We start from the raw sequence: 21,883 nt of genomic DNA, 5'->3' as shown, positions 1-21,883 counted from the left end.
CAGATTCCTGGTGGGAATACTTTGCGCTGTGTATACCGGTAATCATCACACGTACCTCTCATTTATTACCGTTTTATTTCTATCAAAACATTAACGATTTATATAAACTCTAGAATTATGATAAAAAGAGTTGCTTCGGGAATTGCGCTGAGTGCCCTTCTGTTGGCGGTTGGCTGCAATAAGAAAGAACAAGAAAAAGAAGAAGTTACCGTATATCCGGTGACATCCCCTGTGGTAATGGATACCGTAATCAACAAAGAATATGTAGCCCAGATTCAATCTGTAAAAAACATTGAAGTAAGAGCTCAGGAAAAAGGTTTCCTGGAAAAAATCTTTGTAGATGAAGGTCAATACGTACAGGCCGGACAAACATTGTTCCGGATCATGCCTAAATTGTATCAGGCAGAATTATTAAAAGCAAAAGCAGAAGTGGAACAGGCTTCCATTGAGCTGAAAAACGCAAGTACATTAGCGGGAAACAATATCGTTTCTAAAAATGAAAAAGCAATGGCAAAAGCCAAGCTGGATGCCGCCAATGCAGAGATGAAACTGGCTCAGATCCATCTTTCTTTTACTGATATCAAAGCACCGTTCTCAGGTATTATCAACAGGATTCCTCTGAAATTAGGAAGTCTTGTAGATGAAGGCGATCTGTTGACTTCGTTATCAGATAATACAAGTATCTATACGTATTTCAACGTTTCAGAACCGGAATATTTAAGCTATCAGACTCATGCTGCAGACAGAGGCAGTAACCAGGTTTCTCTGATTACAGCAAACGGAGAAACATATACACAAAAAGGAGAAATTCAGACGATTGAAGGAGAATTTGATAACGAAACAGGAAATATTGCTTTCCGTGCGAAATTCCCTAATCCGGACAAACTTCTGAGAAACGGAGAAACCGGAAAAGTGCAGATGTCTATGCCTGTTCATAATGCTCTGATCATTCCTCAGAAAGCAACCTATGAGATTCAGGATCAGAAATATGTATTTGTCATTGATAAAAATGGGGTAGCAAAATCCAGAAATATCAAAGTGGCCTATGAACTTCAGGATTTGTATGTGGTAGGATCAGGAATTTCAAAAGGAGATCAGATTCTTCTGGAAGGAGTTCAGAAAGTAAAGGATGATCAAAAAGTGAAAACAAAATTCCAGGATCCTAAGAAAGTTCTTCAATCATTGAAATTAAAAGCAGAGTAGTCGTCTCTAAAATGAAGCAGTATGTTTAAGAAATTCATTCGCAGACCAGTTCTGTCTATAGTAATCTCATTGATTATTGTATTTATGGGAATACTGTCATTGGTAAAACTTCCTGTGACACAGTTCCCATCCATTTCTCCGCCTAAAGTAAATATCACCGCGGAATATCCCGGAGCTAACAACGAATTGTTGATTAAATCCGTAGTAATTCCTTTGGAAAGAGGATTAAATGGAGTTCCCGGTATGAAATATATGACCTCAGATGCCGGAAATGACGGGGAAGCTTCCATTCAGATTGTATTTGATCTGGGAACGGATCCCAATGTAGCAGCGGTAAATGTTCAGAACCGTGTATCTTCAGTAGTCAATAAACTTCCGCCTCTTGTAGTGCGCGAAGGGGTAAAGATCACGCGTGAAGAACCTAACATGTTGATGTACATTAACCTGTACAGTGACGATCCTAAAGCTGACCAGAAATTCCTTTTCAATTATGCGGATATCAATGTAATGTCTGAACTGAGAAGGGTAAGCGGTGTAGGTTTTGCCGATATCCTGGGAACCCGTGAATATGCCATGCGTATCTGGCTTAAGCCGGACAGGTTAACAGCTTATAATATTTCAGCAGATGAAGTAATGGAATCTCTGAATGAGCAGAGTTTGGAAGCTTCCCCTGGGAAAACAGGTGAAAGTTCAGGAAAACGCTCTCAGTCTTTCGAGTACGTATTAAAATATCCTGGTCGTTTCAATAATGAAAAAGATTACGGAAACATTATTTTAAAAGCAAAACCGAACGGAGAATCTGTAAGACTGAAAGATGTTGCCGATATAGAGTTTGGAAGTTCCATGTATGATATTTATTCCACATTGAACGGAAAACCTTCAGCTGCGATCACCGTAAAACAATCCTATGGATCCAATGCAAGTGACGTTATCAAAAATGTGAAAGCATTGATGAAAGATCTTGAAAAAAATAATTTCCCTAAGGGAATGCATTATGACATCAGTTATGACGTTTCAAGATTCCTGGATGCCTCCATGGAAAAAGTAATCCATACTTTATTTGAAGCCTTCATTTTGGTTGCCATCGTGGTATTCTTATTCCTTGGAGACTGGCGTTCAACATTGATCCCTGCATTAGCCGTTCCGGTTTCATTGGTAGGAACATTTGCCGTGATGTCCGCCTTTGGAATTACCCTGAATATGATTTCCCTCTTTGCCTTGGTAATGGCGATCGGGGTTGTAGTAGATGACGCGATTGTAGTTATTGAAGCTGTTCACGCCAAGATGGAAGAGAAACATCTTTCCCCATTGAAGGCCACGGAAGAAGCAATGCATGAGATCAGTGGAGCAATTATCGCCATTACGCTGGTAATGGCATCGGTATTTATTCCGATTGCATTTATGTCCGGACCGGTTGGGGTATTCTATCGTCAGTTCTCGATTACAATGGCTTCATCCATTATTTTATCAGGAGTAGTGGCACTTACTTTGACACCGGCATTATGTGCTCTGATCTTAAGAAATAATCATGGAAAAGCTAAGAAGAAAACTCCGGTTACTATTTTCCTTGATAAATTCAACAACCTGTTTACAAAAGGAGCCGGAAGATATGAGAAAATGCTGAATAAAACGGTAACGAAAAAGACAATAACATTGCCATTGCTGTTAGCATTTTGTGCCTGTACATTCTTCCTGAGCAATTCTTTACCTTCAGGGTTTATTCCTGCTGAAGACCAGGGGATGATTTATGCCATTATTCAGACACCTCCGGGATCAACATTGGAAAGAACCAATCAGATTGCCAGAGAACTTTTGAGAGAATCTGAAGATATTGACGGCGTACAGTCTGTTTCTTCTCTTGCAGGGTATGAAATTTTGACGGAAGGTACCGGATCCAACTCAGGAACTTGTCTGATCAACCTTAAAAGCTGGGAAGAACGTAAAGAATCCGCAGCGGAAATCATTGAAAAACTTGAGGAAAAAGCCAAGAATATTCCGGGAGCCAATATAGAATTCTTCCAACCGCCTTCCGTACCGGGATATGGAGCAGCAGGAGGGTTCGAACTTCGTCTGCTGGATAAAGCGGGAAGTGGAGATTACCATAAAATGGAGCAGGTAAGTAATGATTTTGTGAAGGAGCTTAAGAAGCGTCCTGAACTTGGGTCGGCATTTACATTCTATTCTGCGAGCTTTCCACAATATATGCTTAAAATTGATAATGATCTTGCAGAACAAAAAGGAGTCACTATTGAAAAAGCGATGGATAACCTGTCTACATTGATCGGTTCCAATTATGAAACGAGTTTCATCCGTTTTGACAGACCGTATAAGGTAATTGTTCAGGCTGGCCCTCAATACCGTGCCTTACCAACAGATCTTTTGAAACTATACGTTAAAAACGATAAAGATCAGATGGTTCCGTATTCAGACTTCATGAGATTGGAAAAAGTATATGGATTATCCGAAATTACCAGACATAATATGTATAACTCTGCAGAGGTAAGTGGAACTCCGGCACCTGGATATAGTAGTGGACAGGCGATTAAGGCAATTCAGGAAGTTGCGGATAAAACACTTCCAAGAGGTTTTGGTATCGACTGGGCGGGGATCTCTAAAGATGAAGTAAGCCGTGGTAATGAAGCCGTATTTATCTTCCTGGTATGTTTAGGATTTGTTTATCTGATCCTTTCTGCACAGTATGAAAGTTTCATCCTTCCGCTACCGGTTATTTTATCCCTTCCGGTAGGTATTTTTGGAGCATTTTTATGCTTAAAGCTTTTAGGATTGGAAAACAATATCTATGCACAGGTGGCCATGGTTATGCTTATCGGACTTCTGGGTAAAAATGCCGTATTGATTGTTGAATTTGCTGTACAGAAGAAAGCAGAAGAGGGAATTCCTGTGGCAAAAGCTGCTATTGAAGGAGCTGCCATTCGTTTCCGTCCGATTTTGATGACCTCATTTGCCTTCATCGCAGGATTAATTCCATTGGTGATTGCAACCGGGCCTGGAGCAGTGGGTAACAGAACCATTGGTACAGCAGCGGCAGGAGGAATGTTAATCGGGACTATTTTCGGATTGATGATTATTCCCGGACTGTATTATATCTTCGGAACAATTGCTGATAAGTCACGATTGGCGAGATATGAAGAAGAGAATCCTTTAACAGAACAAACTGAACCTTATGAACATGATGGAAAATTCGAAGACTAAAAATATAATCACAGCCATTGCCTTATCGCTTCTACTTGCAAGCTGTAAGGCGCCGATGGCGACTGTCATAAAAGACGAGGTAAAAGAAAATATTCCTCAGAACTTTAATCAGGAAGAACAGCAGGATGCTAACAGCAATAGCGGAACAACACCATGGAGACAATTCTTTACTGATCCAAACCTGGTAACCCTTATTGAAACGGCTTTAAAGAATAATCAGGAGCTGTTGATCACACTTCAGGAGATTGAAATTGCGAAAAGTGGTGTGTTAGCTAAAAAAGGAAGATTGACTCCAACCGTTTCTGCGGGAGTAGGAGCAGGATTAAAAAAAGCAGGGCGCTACACCAGTGAAGGAGCAGGTGATGCAACGACACAAATTGAACCGGGAAAAGAAATGCCGGATCCCCTTGGGAATTTTGAAGCAGGATTAAATGCAAGCTGGGAGATTGATATCTGGAAAAAACTCAGAACGGAGAAAGAATCTGCAGTAGCTCATTATCTTTCTACGGTGGAAGGGAAAAACTTTGTTTTATCTAATCTTATTGAAGAAGTTGCGGATAATTATTATGAGTTATTGGCACTTGATAATCAACTGGATATTATACAGCAGTATATCAAGCTTCAGCAGAGAGCATTGGAAATTTCCAAAATTCAGAAAGAAGCCGCTGCAGCAACGGAACTTGCTGTCAAGAAATTTGAAGCAGAACTGGCAAAATCTAAAGCCGCAGAATATACAATCCGTCAGCAGATCACAGAGAAGGAAAATGAAATCAATGCTTTGCTGGGAAGGTATCCACAACCAATCGTGAGAACAAAGGAAAACTTTATGTCTACCATTCCTCCAACGGTTTATACCGGAATTCCGTCTCAGCTATTAGCCAACCGTCCTGATATCAAACAGGCAGAACTGGAATTGAAGGCTTCAAAACTGGATGTGGAAGCTGCAAGAAAAGAATTCTATCCTTCTTTGGAAATTTCAGCAACCTTAGGACTGGAGGCTTTCAAACCATCCTATCTTGTTAAATTGCCGGAATCCATTGCTTATAATCTGGCAGGTGAACTGGCAGGGCCGCTGATTAATAAAAGTGCGATAAAAGCGAACTTCCAGACCGCAGATGCCAAACAGATTCAGGCGTTGTACGAATATGACAAAACTATTCTGAATGCTTATCTGGATGTTGCCAATCTGATGTCGAAGGTTAAAAATATAGATCAGTATTATCAGTTGAAGTCACAGGAAACCAAAGCCCTGGATCAGTCTATCGATATTGCTAATCAGTTGTTCCGTAATTCAAGAGCAGATTATCTTGAAGTTCTTTTGAATCAGAGAGATGCATTGGATGCTAAAATGGAGCTTATCGAAGCAAAACAAAAACAGCTCAGCACAGTAGTCGACATTTATAAAAGTTTAGGTGGAGGCTGGAAATAAAACATCATAATTCTATCAATAAACAGTTAATGTTTTTTGGAGGGCCAATTCTTTTAGGATTGGCCCTTTTTATTTTTAATACGACAGGTTTTGTCGTTATGAGTCGATATTTTTGCCTCATAACAGAATGAAAATATACAGAGAATTTACTTATAAATAGTATGATTTACAGGATACCACATAAAAGTGATTTTCATATCTTAAAAAGTGTTAAATTTGCGGCGTTTTAATAAACTAATTACTAACTCAGAAAACATAGAATGAAAAAAATCTATCTCGGTGCATTCACTTTATGCACAGCCCTGGGCCTATCTGCTCAGGAAGTGGTATGGCAGAAAGACATCAAATCCTCTACTCAGGACTTTTTAAGCCAGGTCACTACAACCATTGATCAGCAATATCTGATTACAGGAAGTTCTATACAGTCAGGAAGCGGGAAGCTGGAGGCTGGAAGTAAGCAAAACACGGGTTACGATTTTCACTTGATCAAACTTGATCAGCAAGGACAAGAAGTCTGGGAGAAATATTTCTCAGGATCAAATCATGATTACCTTTCCGCTACCGTTACCACACAGGATGGCGGATTTCTTTTAGCGGGAACATCCTATTCAGGAAAAGGATTAGATAAAAATGACGACTCCAAAGGAGGTTCAGACATTTGGTTGATCAGAATTAATGAGTTTGGTGACCAATTATGGCAAAAAACCATTGGCTCACCAGCCGATGAAGAAGCAAGATCTGTTATTCAAACTACCGATTTAGGATTTTTTGTTGCCGGAAACGTACATAATTCTTCAAAAGGTTACGGCTCAAAAGATGTTTTAATTACCAGATTAGACAAAGACGGAAAAGAACTTTCCCAGTTCATTTTAGGTGGAAAAGGCTTAGATGAAGTAGAGAAGATGATTCCAACCAGAGATGGGGGGGCTTTATTGGGAATTTATTCCAGGAGTTCTGAAGTAAAGGCAGGAAGCGGGAAGCTGGAGGCTGGAAGTGGTGTGAAGCTCGACTCTTATTCCAAAGCCAGCAGCAACTTCGGTGAAGGCGACTACTGGATTGTCAAATTGGACAAAAACGGAAAAGTAGAATGGGAAAAGAATTTTGGAGGGAAAGGTGATGATCATTTGAGAACCCTGGCTTTAACTTCCAATGGATTTATCATTGGCGGAGAATCCCGATCAGAAAGATCAGGCAACAAAACGGTAGGTATTGAAGAAGGAACTGACCTTTGGCTGATCTCTTTGAATGAAAGAGGGGAAGAACAGTGGCAGAAATCCTACAATTTTAAAAACAGAGATATCCTGATGGGAATGAGTGTGATAAGCGGGAAGATGGAAGATGGAAGCGAGAAGTCTAAAGGCATTCTGCTGGGAGGCTATACCCAGGCCGAAGGAAGAATACAAACCGATGACGAAACTTTCTGGATGCTGTACCTTGATCCAAACGGCAATGAACAGTGGAGAAAGCATATCACCGGAGAATCCAGAAAAAAAGAGGAAAGGCTTTCTGACTTAAAGCTCAACAGAGACGGCTCTATTGTTCTGGCCGGAACCAGTGCAGAAGAATTGGGCAAAGAAAACTGGAAGATTGTGAAGCTGGGAGATAAGCAGGTTGATCAACTGATCGAAAAATATGACATCAAAATCTATCCGAACCCTGTTTCTGATTATGCGTATGTGGAAATCGGCTTTGATTTCAAGGATGCTGATATTCTGTTGTATGATATGAGTGGAAGACAGCTGCAGAATCTAAAAACAAAGAACAGAGTCACGAAGATTAATACCCAGGCTTTAGTGCAAGGGGCTTATCTGGTGACGATAAAAACGGATAATAATAAAACAGCGAATGCTAAACTGATTAAGAAATAAAACTATTTTCATGAAGAAAAAATTAATAATTTTAATTTCGAGTTTGTCTATGATGTTTACAGAGGTTCAAGCTCAGACAAACTCATCCATAATACAAAATGCTGTCAACAATACAGCGGTACAATCACCTAATGCAGCTGCATTGTTTAGATACGCAGAAACTCCAGTATCATTATATACAGGTGTACCTAACATTAGTATTCCTCTTTATACTATTAAAGAGGGAGATATTGAAGTTCCCATTTCGATTTCTTATCATGCGGGTGGAATTAAAGTAAATGATGAAGCATCTTCTGTAGGCTTAGGCTGGACACTTAATAATGGTGGTATGGTATCTCATATCATAGCAGGAACAAATGATTTTAGCTTGTATGGATATTATAATACGTACCCTAAAAATGCTATTGGAGCTCTTGGCTCCGTATCAGGTTGCCCGACTGTACCTTGGAATACAAGTACACAAATAAATTCATTTTTTACAAATGATTTTAGCGCAATTACAAATTCTTTGTACATTGGGTATGATTTTCAGCCCGACTTATTTTTGATTAATTTACCCAATAAGACATATAAAGCTTATTTAGACATGTCGAAAACAGTAAAAACTAATTATGCTAAATTTGCAATTTTAGGTCAAGAAAATATAGATTTTAAAGTAATTCCTCCAAGCGGTTTTCAACCTAGTTCTGGAGGAGCAAATACATTTAAAGTAATTGATGATAAAGGCTTAATTTATTATTTTGATGGTAATGCAGATTTGTCCTGGCCACAGGTAGGAACATATATTACAGGTGCTTCCCGTTATTTGAGTAAAATAGAAGATGTAAAAGGTCACAAGATTAATTTTCTTTATTCAAATTCAACTATCGTTAATAAAGACAGATTGGCAGGATTTAAAACTACAAAGGTAAATTTTACTTATGCTGATGGACAACAACCATCTAATCACATTAATAATATGGTGGGGCTTACAGAGTATAACAAGCAAAGAATAAGTGAAAGTTATCTTGATAAAATAGAATTTACAAATGGTAAAATAGAATTTCATTGGACTGACAGAGATGATGTAAATGGTTCAAAAAAATTGTCATCAATTAGGATCTATAATAATTATAAATTAATTAAACAGTATGATTTCAATTATGATTATTTTGTAGCAACCGATAATTTGGATACAAGCCCAATAGCAAATTGGTTATCTGCTGATAATAAAATATTTACTCACAGGCTACGTTTATTGGATGTTACAGAGTCAATAACTAACGAAAAATATTCTTTTGAATATAATACAACTTATAATTTACCTAATAAATTAAGCTTTTCAACGGATTTCTGGGGATATTTTAATGGGAAAGAAAATAGTGATACATATATTCCAGACCCAGAAAAGTATTTAAAGGGAAAAGTCATTTATAATATAAACTCTATCAAGAGAGATCAAACTGGATACTGGTACTATCAAACAGCCCCACCACTAAATACTAATGATGTAGATATTCGTATCTATAGAAATTATTCTGTTGATGGAAAACATTATTTGTCAGATAGAAGGGCATCATTATACTCTTTAGCTGGAATGTTAACAGCTATAAAATATCCAACAGGTGGGAAAACAGACTATGAGTATGAGCCCAATACTTTTTCAAATTTTCCTATACAATCATTAATAAATGACAATACAAGAAAAGAAGTGGCATCATTTCACAATATTAATCTTATGAGTGGAAATGCAATGCATACAAATAATTCTAATGAATTTAAAGTGATTGGAAATGATATTAAAATAAACATTTACACAAAATTTGATTTTTTCTACTTATCATCTTTAAACGGATTAGCAACTCTATCTTTTTGGATATATATTAAAGATAAGTCAACAGGTCAGATTGTAAAGAAAATATATAATCCGAATATAGGTTCGATGTCAGCTTATGAATTTAATGATAGTATATTATTACAACAAGGAACATATGAGATAGGAAGTTCCTATAACGCTGATTTTACCTCAGGCAATATACAAGAACCTAATAATAACAGTACAATTTCAAATTCATACAAAATTGATTATATAAACGAAAAAAGTATTATTAATAACATAGAATATAATTACAGTTCAGGGAGTGGGGTAAGAATAAAAACTATTAAATCTAGAGAAGCAGCTGGATCAAATCCAATTACAAAAAATTATATTTATGATGAACTCCAGAATAATGGAACAAAAATAACCTCCAATGGTAATTTGGCTCAATTTCCGAATTTTTTTGAGATTGAGAATAGATGTTTTATTGAACGAGCTTATGGATTTAATTTTGTTGCAAACCCTGCATGCTCTATGAATACTAATGGAGGAGATCGACCTTTTAAGGTTTCAGTATTTGAAGGAGCGCCATCTCAAAGTACTTCTACGCTTCCTCAAGGTGGACAGATTGGCTATAGCAAGGTTGTAGAACATATAGTAGGAAAGGGGAAGACGGAAAGTTATTTTTCAAATAGTTATGCACAGTCATGTCTTACGATGATACCAAGGGGAAATACTTCTTTTATCGGCAATGGAGATATTTCAAAAGAAATTATATATGATGATCAAAATAGAATACTTAGAGAAATATCGTATAAGTATAAATTTAATTATCCTGATAATCTTAACACCTACTTTATACCTGCTGCTATACTAGATCCTGTGACAAGTTATGTTCCTGATTTTAACCCAGCTTCCACTAATTATTCTGGATTTGGAGGATTGATCCATAATTATAGTATAAATTTATACAAATCCTTATTAGAGTCAACAACTGAAAAAGAATATTTTCCTGTGGGGTCAACTAATTATGTTGAAACAAAAAAAATAATCACATATAATAATAAGTATCAACCAAGTATTCAAAAAACAACCTATCCAGATTTATCATTCAGTGAGACAACCTATAATTATGCCCAAGAAAAAAATAATCAACTGTTGCTTGGTAAAAATATGGTTGGGATTCCTTTGGAAACTATTACCACACAAACAAATAATGGAGTTACAAAAGCTTTATCCAAGACGGAAACTGTTTATCCGACTTCTTTGCCTGATAGTCAGATAGGTAATTTTGTACTTCCAAAATCAGTGATCTCATATGATATGTCGAATAACAGTACAGCTACAGAAATTAGACTTGATAAATATGATAAAGGAAATCTTCTTCAGTATACTCCTAAGGGGGGAATACCTGTATCAATTATTTGGGGTTATAATTCCTCATTACCTATAGCAAAAATTGAAGGTGCACAATATGATAATATTGCAATGTATATCAATGATATAATCTATGCATCTGATTATGACGCATTAAATCCATCAAATGAACAAGCTCTTCTAAATGCAGAAGATAATTTAAGGAAAAATGTAAATTTAGCTAATTATCAAATTACTACTTATACATATGATCCTCTAATTGGAGTGACAAGCGTTACACCATCATCAGGAATTAGAGAACTTTATAAATATGATACTACCAATAGATTAGAAAAAATTGTAGACATAAATAATAAAGTATTAAAGGAATACAAGTATAGATATAGAAATAATTCTTCGACATCTTATTCTAATGCTGAAAAGAGTCAGACTTTCACAAGAACTAATTGTTCTGAAAATATGGTTGGGGGTTCTTATACTTATATTGTCCCAGCAGGAACATACATCTCAGATACTAGTCAGTTGGCAGCAGACCAAAAAGCATTAGATGATATTAATATCAATGGTCAGAATATAGCTAATCAAAATGGTAACTGTACTCCTGTAGTATCTTGTAATTTTACTTTTTCTTCTGTTATAGGGAGTCCTCAGTACAGTTATAACTCCACCTCAACAGTTAATAATAATGTCAACTTCTATGTATCATTCTCGGGTTATGGCATTTGGCAGAGCTGGTCAAACGGAATAAATATCGGGAAAGTAGGATTTGCTTGTATACCATCTGTTAATCGTACAATAAATTTTAGCGAATCTGGTCGTCAATGGAAAGTATTTGTAGATACTGCGGGAAATTGTAATGCTACACTGCTATCGGGAACGGTTGATCCGTCTTCTAGTAATCCGTTAAACTTTAACTTCCAATACCAAAAATAAAACAAACCATGAAAAAGATAATAATCCTAATCAGCTTTCTGTTTATTACAGGGATTACTTATGCCCAGCTTTCCACTATTGCCAATACGGAAAACTATGTCCAGAGTAAAACGTATCTGGATTATAACGGAGCCACGGCTACCAAATCTTCAGAAACCGTTCAGTATTTTGACGGGTTGGGAAGACCCAGGCAGATTGTTAATGTCAAAGCCTCACCACTGGGACGTGATGTAGTGACCCATATAGAATATGATCCTTTCGGAAGGCAGGTGAAAGACTATCTTCCTGTTCCCCAACTTTCCACAAGTAACGGAAACTATTATTCAGGGCCGTTGGGTGTTTATCCTAACACCTATGGGAATGAAAAGATCTATTCTGAAAAAGTGCTGGAAAACTCTCCTCTGGACAGGATTCTGGAACAGAAACAGGTGGGCAATGAGTGGAACGGAAAACCTGTGAAGTTCAGCTATGACGCCAACGGATTGAATGAAGTCTATCAGTTTACCACCACCACAAGCTGGGTAGATGGGGCTACTAAAAGTATACTGAGCTTATCGCCTGCCACAGTGTATGCCCCTAACCAGCTTTATAAAAACGCTGTAAAAGATGAGGATGACAATGAAACCATAGAATTTAAAAATGGTAAAGGTCAGGTTGTATTAGTTCGAAAAGTAAAGAGTTCTTCAGAACATATCGATACCTATTATGTGTATAATGAATATGATCAGCTGGCTTTTGTCATACCTCCTATGGCTGTTCACAAACCTCTTACAAATGATCTGCTCAATACATTGTGCTATCAGTACCGTTACGATGGCAGAGGACGATTGATAGAAAAGAAACTTCCCGGCAAAGGCTGGGAGTATATGGTGTATAATAAAGCAGATCAGCTTATTCTGACCCAGGATACAGTCCTTAAGGGAAAGGGGCAATGGCTCTTTACCAAATATGATCAGTTTGGAAGAGTTGTTTACACTGGAATTACCAATAATGCAGCAAGCAGAGCATCAATGCAAAACAGTATCAATGTCAATACTAATTTATATGAGACTAAGACTGCTGCTGCCGGATTTACCGTAAACGGTATGCCTGTATATTATACCAAGCTTTCCACTCCCACCAACGTTACCCAGGTTTTAAGTATTAATTATTACGACTCTTATCCTGCCTACAGCTTTAATCCTGCCTTTCCTTCAACGATTCAGGGAGAATCTACATTGACTGAAACTCCTACGGCTGACGGAAGAAGCACCAAAGGACTTCCTGTGATGAGTTTGGTAAAGAACATTGAGGATGATAACTGGACAAAGAACTATACCTATTATGACAGGAAGGGAAGAGCGATTGGAAGCTACTCCATCAATCATCTGGGGGGATACACCCATACAGAATCCAAACTGGATTTTGCAGGATTATCACAACAGACCATTACAAAGCATAAAAGACTTACTTCTGATACCGAAAGAGTCATTACAGAAACCTTTGAGTATGATCATCAGAACAGGCTGCTGGCACATAAGCATCAGGTGGATAGTAATCCGGTAGAAATTCTTGCTCAGAATAAATACAATGAACTTTCCCAGCTGGAATCTAAGAAAGTAGGAGGAGTTACGGCTTCTTCCCCGCTTCAGCAGATTGATTACAAGTATAATATCCGGGGCTGGATGACCCAGATTAATGATCCTGCCAACTTAGGAAGTGACCTTTTTGGATATAAGATCAATTATAATAAAGTAGAAGGGTTGGAAATTCCTAATGCAGATTATCCAAATCAAAAAGTAAAGCCGAGATACAACGGAAATATAGCTGAAGTATCCTGGAAAACCCTTACAGAAGATAATGAACCATTAAAAAGATATGGCTACGCATATGATGGTTTAAACAGACTTACAGGTGGTTTTTATCAGAAAGATACAAACCCTTATGCAAAAGAATACAATGAGCTTCTGGCTTATGACATGAATGGAAATATCCTGAATCTGGTTAGAACTCAAGGGTTGCTTCCAGGAAGTAACACCACTTTAATGATTGATAATCTGAAGTACGATTATGCAGGAAATAAATTGGTTAAAGTTACAGATCAGCAGCAGAATTCCTCGGGATATCCTTATTCCTTAACTCCCAATATTATAGGTTATGATAATGATACGGTAGATGGAAATGGAAATATGATCAGCCATCCTGATAAAGGTATTTCATCAATTCAATATAATTATCTAAATTTACCTAAACAGATTACCCAAAACTCCAATATCACCCAATACACTTATCGGGCAGATGGAGTAAAGGTGAAGAAGCTCTTTAAAAATTTGGAGACCCATTATCTGGATGGATTTCAGTATAAGAGTACATTTGGTATAGAATTATGGAATGGACAAGGTACTTACCATCCTGATCCTAATGAAATTCCGGAATTAAAACTAAGAATCATTCCTACATCAGAAGGGTATTATGATGCTTTGTTGAACCGATATATATATAATTTTACAGACCATTTAGGAAACGTAAGGTTAAGTTATAGTGATATCAGTGGAGATGGAATTATCCAACCCAGACAATACAATGCTTCAAACTGTACAGGATGGCTTTGTATAGATGATTGGAGACCGGGAGAAATTGTAGAAGTAAATAATTATTATCCTTTCGGATTATTGCATAATTACACCGCTACAACTCAGAATGCTTATCAGTACAAGTACAACGGAAAGGAGTTGCAGGAAAGTGGCATGTATGATTATGGAGCGAGGATGTATATGGCTGACTTAGGAAGATGGGGCGTGGTGGATCCAAGAAGCCAATACACTCATGAAACTTACAGCTACGTTTGGAATAATCCTATAAGTTTTTGGGACCCTACAGGAATGACTGGAGAATTAGCAACGTGTCCTACCTGTCCAAATACGCCACAATTTCAACCTTATATTAATGATCCAAACAATGTGTATGTTTATGAGCCTGACACGAATACCGCTGTAAAAGAAATACAAATTCAAGAAGTTACTCTTACCGGAAAAGCAAAAAGTAGTGATTCCGGACCAGGAAACTTAGCAATGATGGCTTTAATGGTTTCACAGGCAGATTCACCTGTTCCCGGTCCTGCCGATGTTGTAGCAGCAGCAATGTTAATAGGAGCCGGAGTTTGGTGGACGGTTAATCAGTTTACACCTCCAAGTACAGGATACACCACTATTGCAGATCCTGGTGCAGGTTACAGAAATTTAAAAACTGAAGATACAGCTGAAGAAGATAAAGACGTAAATGGAGTAAAAGTACCTGATGATGGAAGAACAAGTGATGATCCATTAAGAAAGAGTAAGCATGGACACGCAGAAGAAGATCCTGAAGCAGCAGGAACCCACCATACACAATTAGGCACAAGACAAGGACGAAAAGGCGCTTATAGGCAAGGAAGAGAGTTTAAGAATGGGGAGCCCGAGTGGGATTACGACATGACAGATCATGGACGTCCCCAAAATCATCCGAATCCACATAAGCATAAATGGCAACCGAATCCAACAGGAGGTGCAAAATCAAGAGGGAAAACAGCTTTGCCAATAGATTAATATTATGTCAGAATATAAAAAAATAAAAATTAAAAGTAATCAAAGTGAGGTTACGGAGTTAATATCATTTTTAAATGATATTGTTGAATTTGATTCTAAATATAGATCATATAATTTTGGAATCGTGAGATTCTATGGATCAACTATAGACTACTCTAATGATAAATTATCAGAAGCTGTAACTATATTCACAGATTTGAATTTATTTTTAGAGGCAATAATCAATATAGAACAAATATATGAGATTGAAATATTGATAGATAATGCTAGACAAAACATAAAAATGTATTCTGATGAAATGGATGCTTATAAAAATAATCAGATATGTTTAGAATTTTTTGATGATGGTTTTTGGGAGATAACTTCTAAAGATTATTCTTTGATTAAATTTATTGATAGGAAATATATAAAGTCAGAGTCTATATAAAAACCCCTCGAAGATAAATAAAAAACCTCGCAAAATGCGAGGTTTTTGTGTTATATGATATTCTGTTTTGTATGCGGAAACAGAACTACATTGCCGCAATATTTTTAAGTTTAGCAGCTTTAATAAACCCTGCTCCCGCACGATTGTATCGTGTGGCAGATAAAAAAACAACCCTTGCAAAATTGCGGGGGGGTGTGCTTTTATAATGCGGCTACATTTTTATTAAAAAAAATTAAATTTTTGTTGGTAAGTATAAGTATTTGATCCGGCATTTTAAAGATCATTGATTGAGCTTCCCCCATTATGCATGTTAATCAAATCAGGTTTCTTAAAATCCGGTTTATCCTCAAAAGTAGCTTCTTAAGAAATAATGCTTTTATAGTTTTTAATCAGATTAAACAGCTTTTAAACATCAGGCCTATAAAAATACGGGGCTTCTGTTCCCTGATATTGACTTAACTCCACAATGGAGGCTTGATTTTGTGCCTACAGCAGAAGGATTTTACAGTTTCACAGAAAACCGTTATATTTACCAGTACAGAGATCACCTTGGGAATGCCAGGGTAAGCTTTTCCAAAAACAGCGAAGGGGTTCTTGAAGTTACAGATACCAACAATTATTATCCATTTGGATTAAACCATATAGGAGGGTCTTCTTACTCAAACTTTGGAGGTTATTATAACTACAAGTATAATGGGAAGGAACTGCAGGAGACCGGAATGTATGATTACGGGGCAAGGTTTTATATGGCTGACATCGGAAGATGGGGCGTCGTAGATCCGCTGGCGGAAACTTCACGTCGTTGGTCACCTTATACTTATGCGTTTAATAACCCGATTAGATTTATCGATCCGGACGGAATGCAAAATAAAGATATTACGATTCCCAGTGGAACCGACCAAAAAGACATTGATGCTATCATGGCAAATCTTCAAAAATTAACAAGAGATAAGTTAACAACAGTTAAAGGTGTTAATGGAAAAACTCATGTTTTTATTGAGAAGTTTGAAAAAAATGGTAAGTATGAAAATGGAACTCAATTGATAAGAGATTTAATAACTGATGAACATAATGTTAATATAAGAATAGGTGAAAGTAATTTTGCCACAGCTGAAAATAAGGAATCAGCATCAAATGGTGTCGGAACAGATTCTGATATAACATTTAACCCTAAAGGGAAACAAGATGTACGGGTTTCTGGAGAAGATGGACAAACTATGTACGAAACAGCACCAAACTTTATTATATTAGGACATGAATTAATACATGCTAAAGATCATTTTAATGGAACACTGAATAAAACTAATGCCATACATGATTATTCAGATTTGAAAGGGAAAAAATTAACAGAAACATATCCTAAATCTGAATTTAGAGCATCTGGATTTTCCGGATTTTTAGGTAAGGATGGATATTCAGAAAATAAGATAAGAAAAGAGCATGGACTTAAATTAAGAGCATCATATGAAAGTTTTAGAGGTCGAACTAGGTAAAAGTATAATGACAATACTATTTATAATTTTATTTTCATGTAAGGAAAATAAAATTATTCAAGAAAAAGCTAAAATTGATAAACTTTCAGTTGAAATTTTATCAGTTGAAAAGAAAAAAGCATTATATAATATTTCAATTTCAGTAGAAAATAATAACGATGATAAATATGTAATGTTATATAATTATGATGACTTTGAAGAAAAGGAGACTTACCCAAAAGTCATTGAGAAAGATAAACAAACTATTATTGACTATAATTTTTTCTTTAAAGATCGTATCAGTTATATTCAAGATTCTATTCAAGATTCTGTTCAAGATCCTATGAATGATTTTCCTGTACAAAATACAAATAAATCATTTACTCTTTTTATCATACCCAAGGGTAAAACTAAGGTTGTATTAAAGAATATCCCTATATCGAATACAATAAATAAAACGTATTTATATTTGTATTTTAGTAAAATGAAAGAAGAAATCTTCAAGGCATTACCAAAAGATACAAAAGAGTATGATATAATTGCAAATAAAAAGGGATTTAGTAATTATAAGTTTTCAAAAAAAGTTATTACTTTTTAATGATATATCTGTGTTTGAGGTGTAATCCCCGCTCCCGCACGATTGTATCGTGTGGCAGATAAACAAAGAGAGTGTCCTAAAAGTCGAATACACTCTCTGAGAATCAAATATTCATATACTCCTCCTGTATATGGGTACGAATAAAATCAGCAAAAATTGAGGCTGTCCAAAAATTTTGGACAGCCTCTTTTCGTTTTATTAAAAGCATATTTCTTATAAACGCTCTTACTTATCCAGCAGCTTTTCCAGCCTGCTCATCATTTCATCCTTTTCCTTCAGCATACGTTCATACAAAGCTATCTTTTCTTCGTGAAGTTTAAGGATAGTTTCTATTGGATTGAATATAGGATTAGTATTATGGGCATTGAATATTGAACCATTATCTAAAGAAAAAGTGTTCGCTATAATATTCACAGCCTGTTCCTCATCAAAATTCTGAAAAGCTTCTACAGGAATTTTCAGTACTTCGGATATTTTTTCCAGCAGCTGGTTTTCAATGGTTTCCTTTTGTTCAAGTAAAGAAATTTTCTTTTGGTTCCAGTCATCGCCCAGATCCAGCGCCAATGCTTCCTGCTTGATGCCCAGCATTTCTCTGAAACGTTTTACATTTCTTCCCTGATGTATTTTGTAGTCCATTCTTTAATCAATTTGTGAAGACTCAAAGATAATACATTCTGTAAAGTAAAGGTTAAAAAATATCCTGTAAAATATCCTGTTATACCTGTTAAAGTGCCGGGAACTGGTGTATCAACTGTCTTCAGCAGCGTCGGAAGTGCTTTCGGCTGCTATAGAAAGTGTCTGCAGCCGCTCATTAATTGGTTATAGCCATTTAAGAAATACCTTCAAACCCCCGCTCCCGCACGATTGTATCGTGTGGCAGATAAACAAAGAGAGTGTCCTAAAAGTCGAATACACTCTCTGAGAATCAAATATTCATATACTCCTCCTGTATATGGGTACGAATAAAATCAGCAAAAATTGAAGCTGTCCAAAAAGTTTGGACAGCCTCTTTTGGATCTGGTGAATAAAAACAGATCAGTTTAGAATATTTTAATTTTCTAACTTTGTAAGAATCAACAATAATCAAATAAATATGTCAATTACCAGCGAAGATCAAATGATCGGAATGCAAAAAGTAAGTGAAGCCGTTGCTTATACGCTGAAGAAAATGATGGATTATGCTGAACCCGGCATCACCACAAAAGATCTTGATGAGTATGGGGCTAAAATTCTTGAAGGTTTCGGGGCAAAATCAGCACCTTATCTGACCTATGGATTCCCGGGCTGGACTTGCATCAGCGTAGATAATGAATTCTGCCATGGTATTCCCACAGATCAAAGGATTTTGAAAGAAGGAGATCTGATCAATATTGATGTTTCTGCAGAGTTGGACGGATATTGGGCAGATAATGGAGGTTCTTTCGTGATCGGAGAAGATATTCACGGACATCAAAAATTGGTGGAAGCCTCCAAAGATATCCTGAGAAAAGCTATAGACAACATAAAAGGCGGCGTAAAAATAGCAGATATAGGACACTTAATGGAAACAGAAGCAAAGAAAAGAGGTCTTAAAGTCATTAAAAACCTTGCGGGCCATGGAGTAGGAACAAGTTTACATGAGCAGCCTGATGAATTACTGAACTACAGAAACCGCTATGATTCCAGACGTTTTAAGAAAAACTCTGTGGTGGCTATTGAAACTTTTATTTCCACGGATTCCAATCTTGCAGTAGAATTAAATGACGGCTGGACTATGGTAGGCAATAAAGGCGGTTACATGGCCCAGCACGAGCATACCATTGTAATCACCGATGGAAAGCCAATCATTTTAACCGAAATGAATGAAATCCTGAATTAAAAGAAACCGCAACGGTGCGAAAACAATCATAATCATTTTTTAAGGCACAAGAATGTTATTGCAATTCGCCTGGTGAAAATCTTTGATTTTCTTGCGCCTTACAAATATGCATCAGAATATAATCCTTTAACGCTTTTGCGTTGAAAACAAAACACAAAAAACTATAAAGCCACAAAGCTTCATCCAATCAACTTGTAGATTCCAGATTTGCTCCCTTATATTCATTTTTAAGAATAGAAAACTTTGCGTTTTACCATAAAAACGCTCCGTTATCTATACTCCAAAGAATCTGCTGTAAATGTTCCATTGATGAAAAAGCCAGACTTTAAATTGTTGGGCATAAAATACTTTGTTATATTTATAGAATAAAATCACCTCACAAACTATTTGCTATGAAAAAATTTCTTTTAATCATTTTGGGAATTATAGTCATTCTGGCTGCTGTAGTATTGATCAAAACTTACACCTATCCGTTTAAGAAAAATAATATCGGGGCAGGCGAGGGCTGGAAACCGGTAAAAAATGATTCTGCAGTCATGAGACTTTCAGGAGGAATAAAAGTACCAACCGTTTCTACAGGGAGTTTGGGGGAATTCGACTATGCGCCGTTTGAACAGTTCAAATCCTATTTAAAAACCTCTTATCCATTAGTCTATCAGAATACCGAAAATGTTGAAGTCAATCAATATGGCTTGGTGTTCAGGCTTAAAGGAAGCAATCCTGCGCTGGAACCCATTTTATTCCTTTCCCATATGGATGTTGTGCCTCCCGGAGATGCTGATATAAAGAACAATGAAGAAAATGTATTCCGCCCGGATGATAAACCGCTGGAGCCTGTTTCAAAAGTTGCTGAAGACTGGGATTTTGCCCCTTTTTCAGGCGCTGTTGCCAATGGAAGAATCTATGGAAGAGGCGCAATAGACATGAAAGGAATGCTTTTCTCCCTAATGGAATCCATGAATTCTATGATTAAAAATAAACAGACTCCACAACGTGATATTTATCTTGCATTCGGTTTTGATGAAGAAGTGGGTGGAAAAAAAGGAGCAATGCAGATTGCAGATTATTTTAAGAAAAAAGGATTGAAGTTTGATGCTGTTTATGATGAAGGCGGATTAATTATGAGAAAAGGAAATGTAGCAGGAATTGATACGGATGTGGCTGTTGTAGGGTGTGCAGAAAAAGGTTTTCTTTCCGCAAAAATAAAAGTTAAAGGACTTGGCGGGCATTCTTCTATGCCTCCTATGGAAAGTGCTATCGGGAAAGCAGCTGCCATCATGCAGCGTCTGGAAGATCATCAGATGAAGCCTGTTATTACCCCTTTAATCAAAGAATTTTTTACTAATATCGGAGGTGAAATGCCTTTTACCACAAGAATGGCACTGGCCAATCAATGGCTTTTAAAACCGGTATTGATCTCCCAGCTTACCAAAAGCAATACAACCAATGCTTTGGTAAGAACCACAACAGCTTTAACGATGATGAAGGGAAGTGACGGTACCAATGTGCTTTCTCCCGAAGTGGAATTTGTTGTCAATTTCAGATTGCTTCCAGGAAATTCGTTGAAAGATGTAAGAGACCATATTGCTAAAGCCACTGAAGGTTTTGATGTTGAGGTAGAAGAAATTGACAATACCAGGGAAGCCTCTGCTATTTCTCCAACCAATACCAAAGCTTTTAAAATAATAGAAGCCGGCGTGAAAGAAATTCATCCCGGAGCCATTGTTACCCCTTATCTTACTATGGCTGGAACGGATGCCGGTAAATATGAGATTGTAAGCAAAAATGTCTATAGATTCATGCCGATCAAGATCAACACTGCCGAACAACAGAGTATTCACAGCACCAATGAATACCTTAGCATTGAAAACTATCTGAAGATGATTCACTACTTTGAGTATATTATGAAGAATTACGACAGGTAAAATGTCAATAGTGAATGGCCAATCCGCTGCGCTTGTGAATTTTAATGTAAGTTCGTATATTATTAAACGCTGTGTTCGCAAAGCTTTTTATGATGTTAAATTTCTTTCGATCGCAGAGGCGTTTCACTCAGCAATGTATACAGTAAGGTCTTGGCTGAACGAATTGCCTTTGCGAACAAAATATAAAACGTTATCCAACAAACCTTGCGAACCTTAGCG

General features: G+C 36.8%; 12 protein-coding genes. 11 read left to right on the top strand and 1 reads right to left on the bottom strand.

Annotated features, from left to right (window positions below):
• The first annotated feature begins 120 nt into the window (after positions 1-120).
• The 9 genes from ACODR7_RS19345 (at position 121) to ACODR7_RS19305 (ending at position 17,881) form a co-directional block, all read left to right on the top strand.
• Complete coding sequence (locus tag ACODR7_RS19345; protein WP_488841673.1) at positions 121-1,203, top strand: efflux RND transporter periplasmic adaptor subunit; 1,083 nt, start codon at positions 121-123, stop codon at positions 1,201-1,203.
• Between the two features lie 21 nt (positions 1,204-1,224).
• A complete protein-coding gene (locus ACODR7_RS19340) occupies positions 1,225-4,416 on the top strand; it encodes an efflux RND transporter permease subunit (protein ID WP_488841649.1) in 3,192 nt (1,063 codons plus the stop codon).
• Positions 4,388-5,845 (top strand): TolC family protein, encoded by a 1,458-nt coding sequence (locus tag ACODR7_RS19335; RefSeq protein WP_488841647.1) that lies wholly within the window; start codon positions 4,388-4,390, stop codon positions 5,843-5,845. Before ACODR7_RS19340 ends, ACODR7_RS19335 begins: the two co-directional genes overlap by 29 nt.
• A 260-nt stretch (positions 5,846-6,105) precedes the next feature.
• Complete coding sequence (locus tag ACODR7_RS19330) at positions 6,106-7,713, top strand: T9SS type A sorting domain-containing protein (RefSeq protein WP_488841645.1); 1,608 nt, start codon at positions 6,106-6,108, stop codon at positions 7,711-7,713.
• A gap of 10 nt (positions 7,714-7,723) precedes the next feature.
• A complete protein-coding gene (locus tag ACODR7_RS19325) occupies positions 7,724-11,821 on the top strand; it encodes a DUF5977 domain-containing protein (RefSeq protein WP_488841643.1) in 4,098 nt (1,365 codons plus the stop codon).
• Between the two features lie 8 nt (positions 11,822-11,829).
• Positions 11,830-15,384 (top strand): DUF6443 domain-containing protein, encoded by a 3,555-nt coding sequence (locus ACODR7_RS19320; RefSeq protein WP_488841641.1) that lies wholly within the window; start codon positions 11,830-11,832, stop codon positions 15,382-15,384.
• A 4-nt stretch (positions 15,385-15,388) separates the two neighbouring features.
• Entirely contained in the window at positions 15,389-15,811 is a 423-nt protein-coding gene (locus tag ACODR7_RS19315; RefSeq protein ID WP_488841639.1) for a hypothetical protein, read from the top strand.
• Positions 15,812-16,293: 482 nt separating this feature from the next.
• Complete coding sequence (locus ACODR7_RS19310; protein WP_488841637.1) at positions 16,294-17,304, top strand: M91 family zinc metallopeptidase; 1,011 nt, start codon at positions 16,294-16,296, stop codon at positions 17,302-17,304.
• On the top strand, positions 17,276-17,881 hold the full coding sequence (locus tag ACODR7_RS19305) for a hypothetical protein (protein ID WP_276967983.1): 606 nt from the start codon (positions 17,276-17,278) through the stop codon (positions 17,879-17,881). The genes ACODR7_RS19310 and ACODR7_RS19305 overlap by 29 nt, the downstream gene beginning before the upstream one ends.
• Before the next feature lie 225 nt (positions 17,882-18,106).
• Here the strand turns inward: ACODR7_RS19305 and ACODR7_RS19300 are convergent, their stop codons facing one another.
• On the bottom strand, positions 18,107-18,517 hold the full coding sequence (locus ACODR7_RS19300; protein ID WP_465090620.1) for a helix-turn-helix domain-containing protein: 411 nt from the start codon (positions 18,515-18,517) through the stop codon (positions 18,107-18,109).
• 457 nt (positions 18,518-18,974) lie between these two features.
• On the opposite strand from ACODR7_RS19300, the gene map reads away from it, so the two are divergent.
• Entirely contained in the window at positions 18,975-19,739 is a 765-nt protein-coding gene (gene map, locus ACODR7_RS19295) for a type I methionyl aminopeptidase (RefSeq protein ID WP_488841634.1), read from the top strand.
• A 392-nt stretch (positions 19,740-20,131) separates the two neighbouring features.
• A complete protein-coding gene (locus ACODR7_RS19290) occupies positions 20,132-21,664 on the top strand; it encodes a M20/M25/M40 family metallo-hydrolase (protein WP_488841632.1) in 1,533 nt (510 codons plus the stop codon).
• Positions 21,665-21,883: the final 219 nt, after the last annotated feature.

This window comes from Chryseobacterium sp. FG46, from assembly GCF_057809135.1.
The sequence above is the reverse complement of the archived record's forward strand: the minus strand, read 5'-3'. Positions and strand labels throughout refer to the sequence as shown.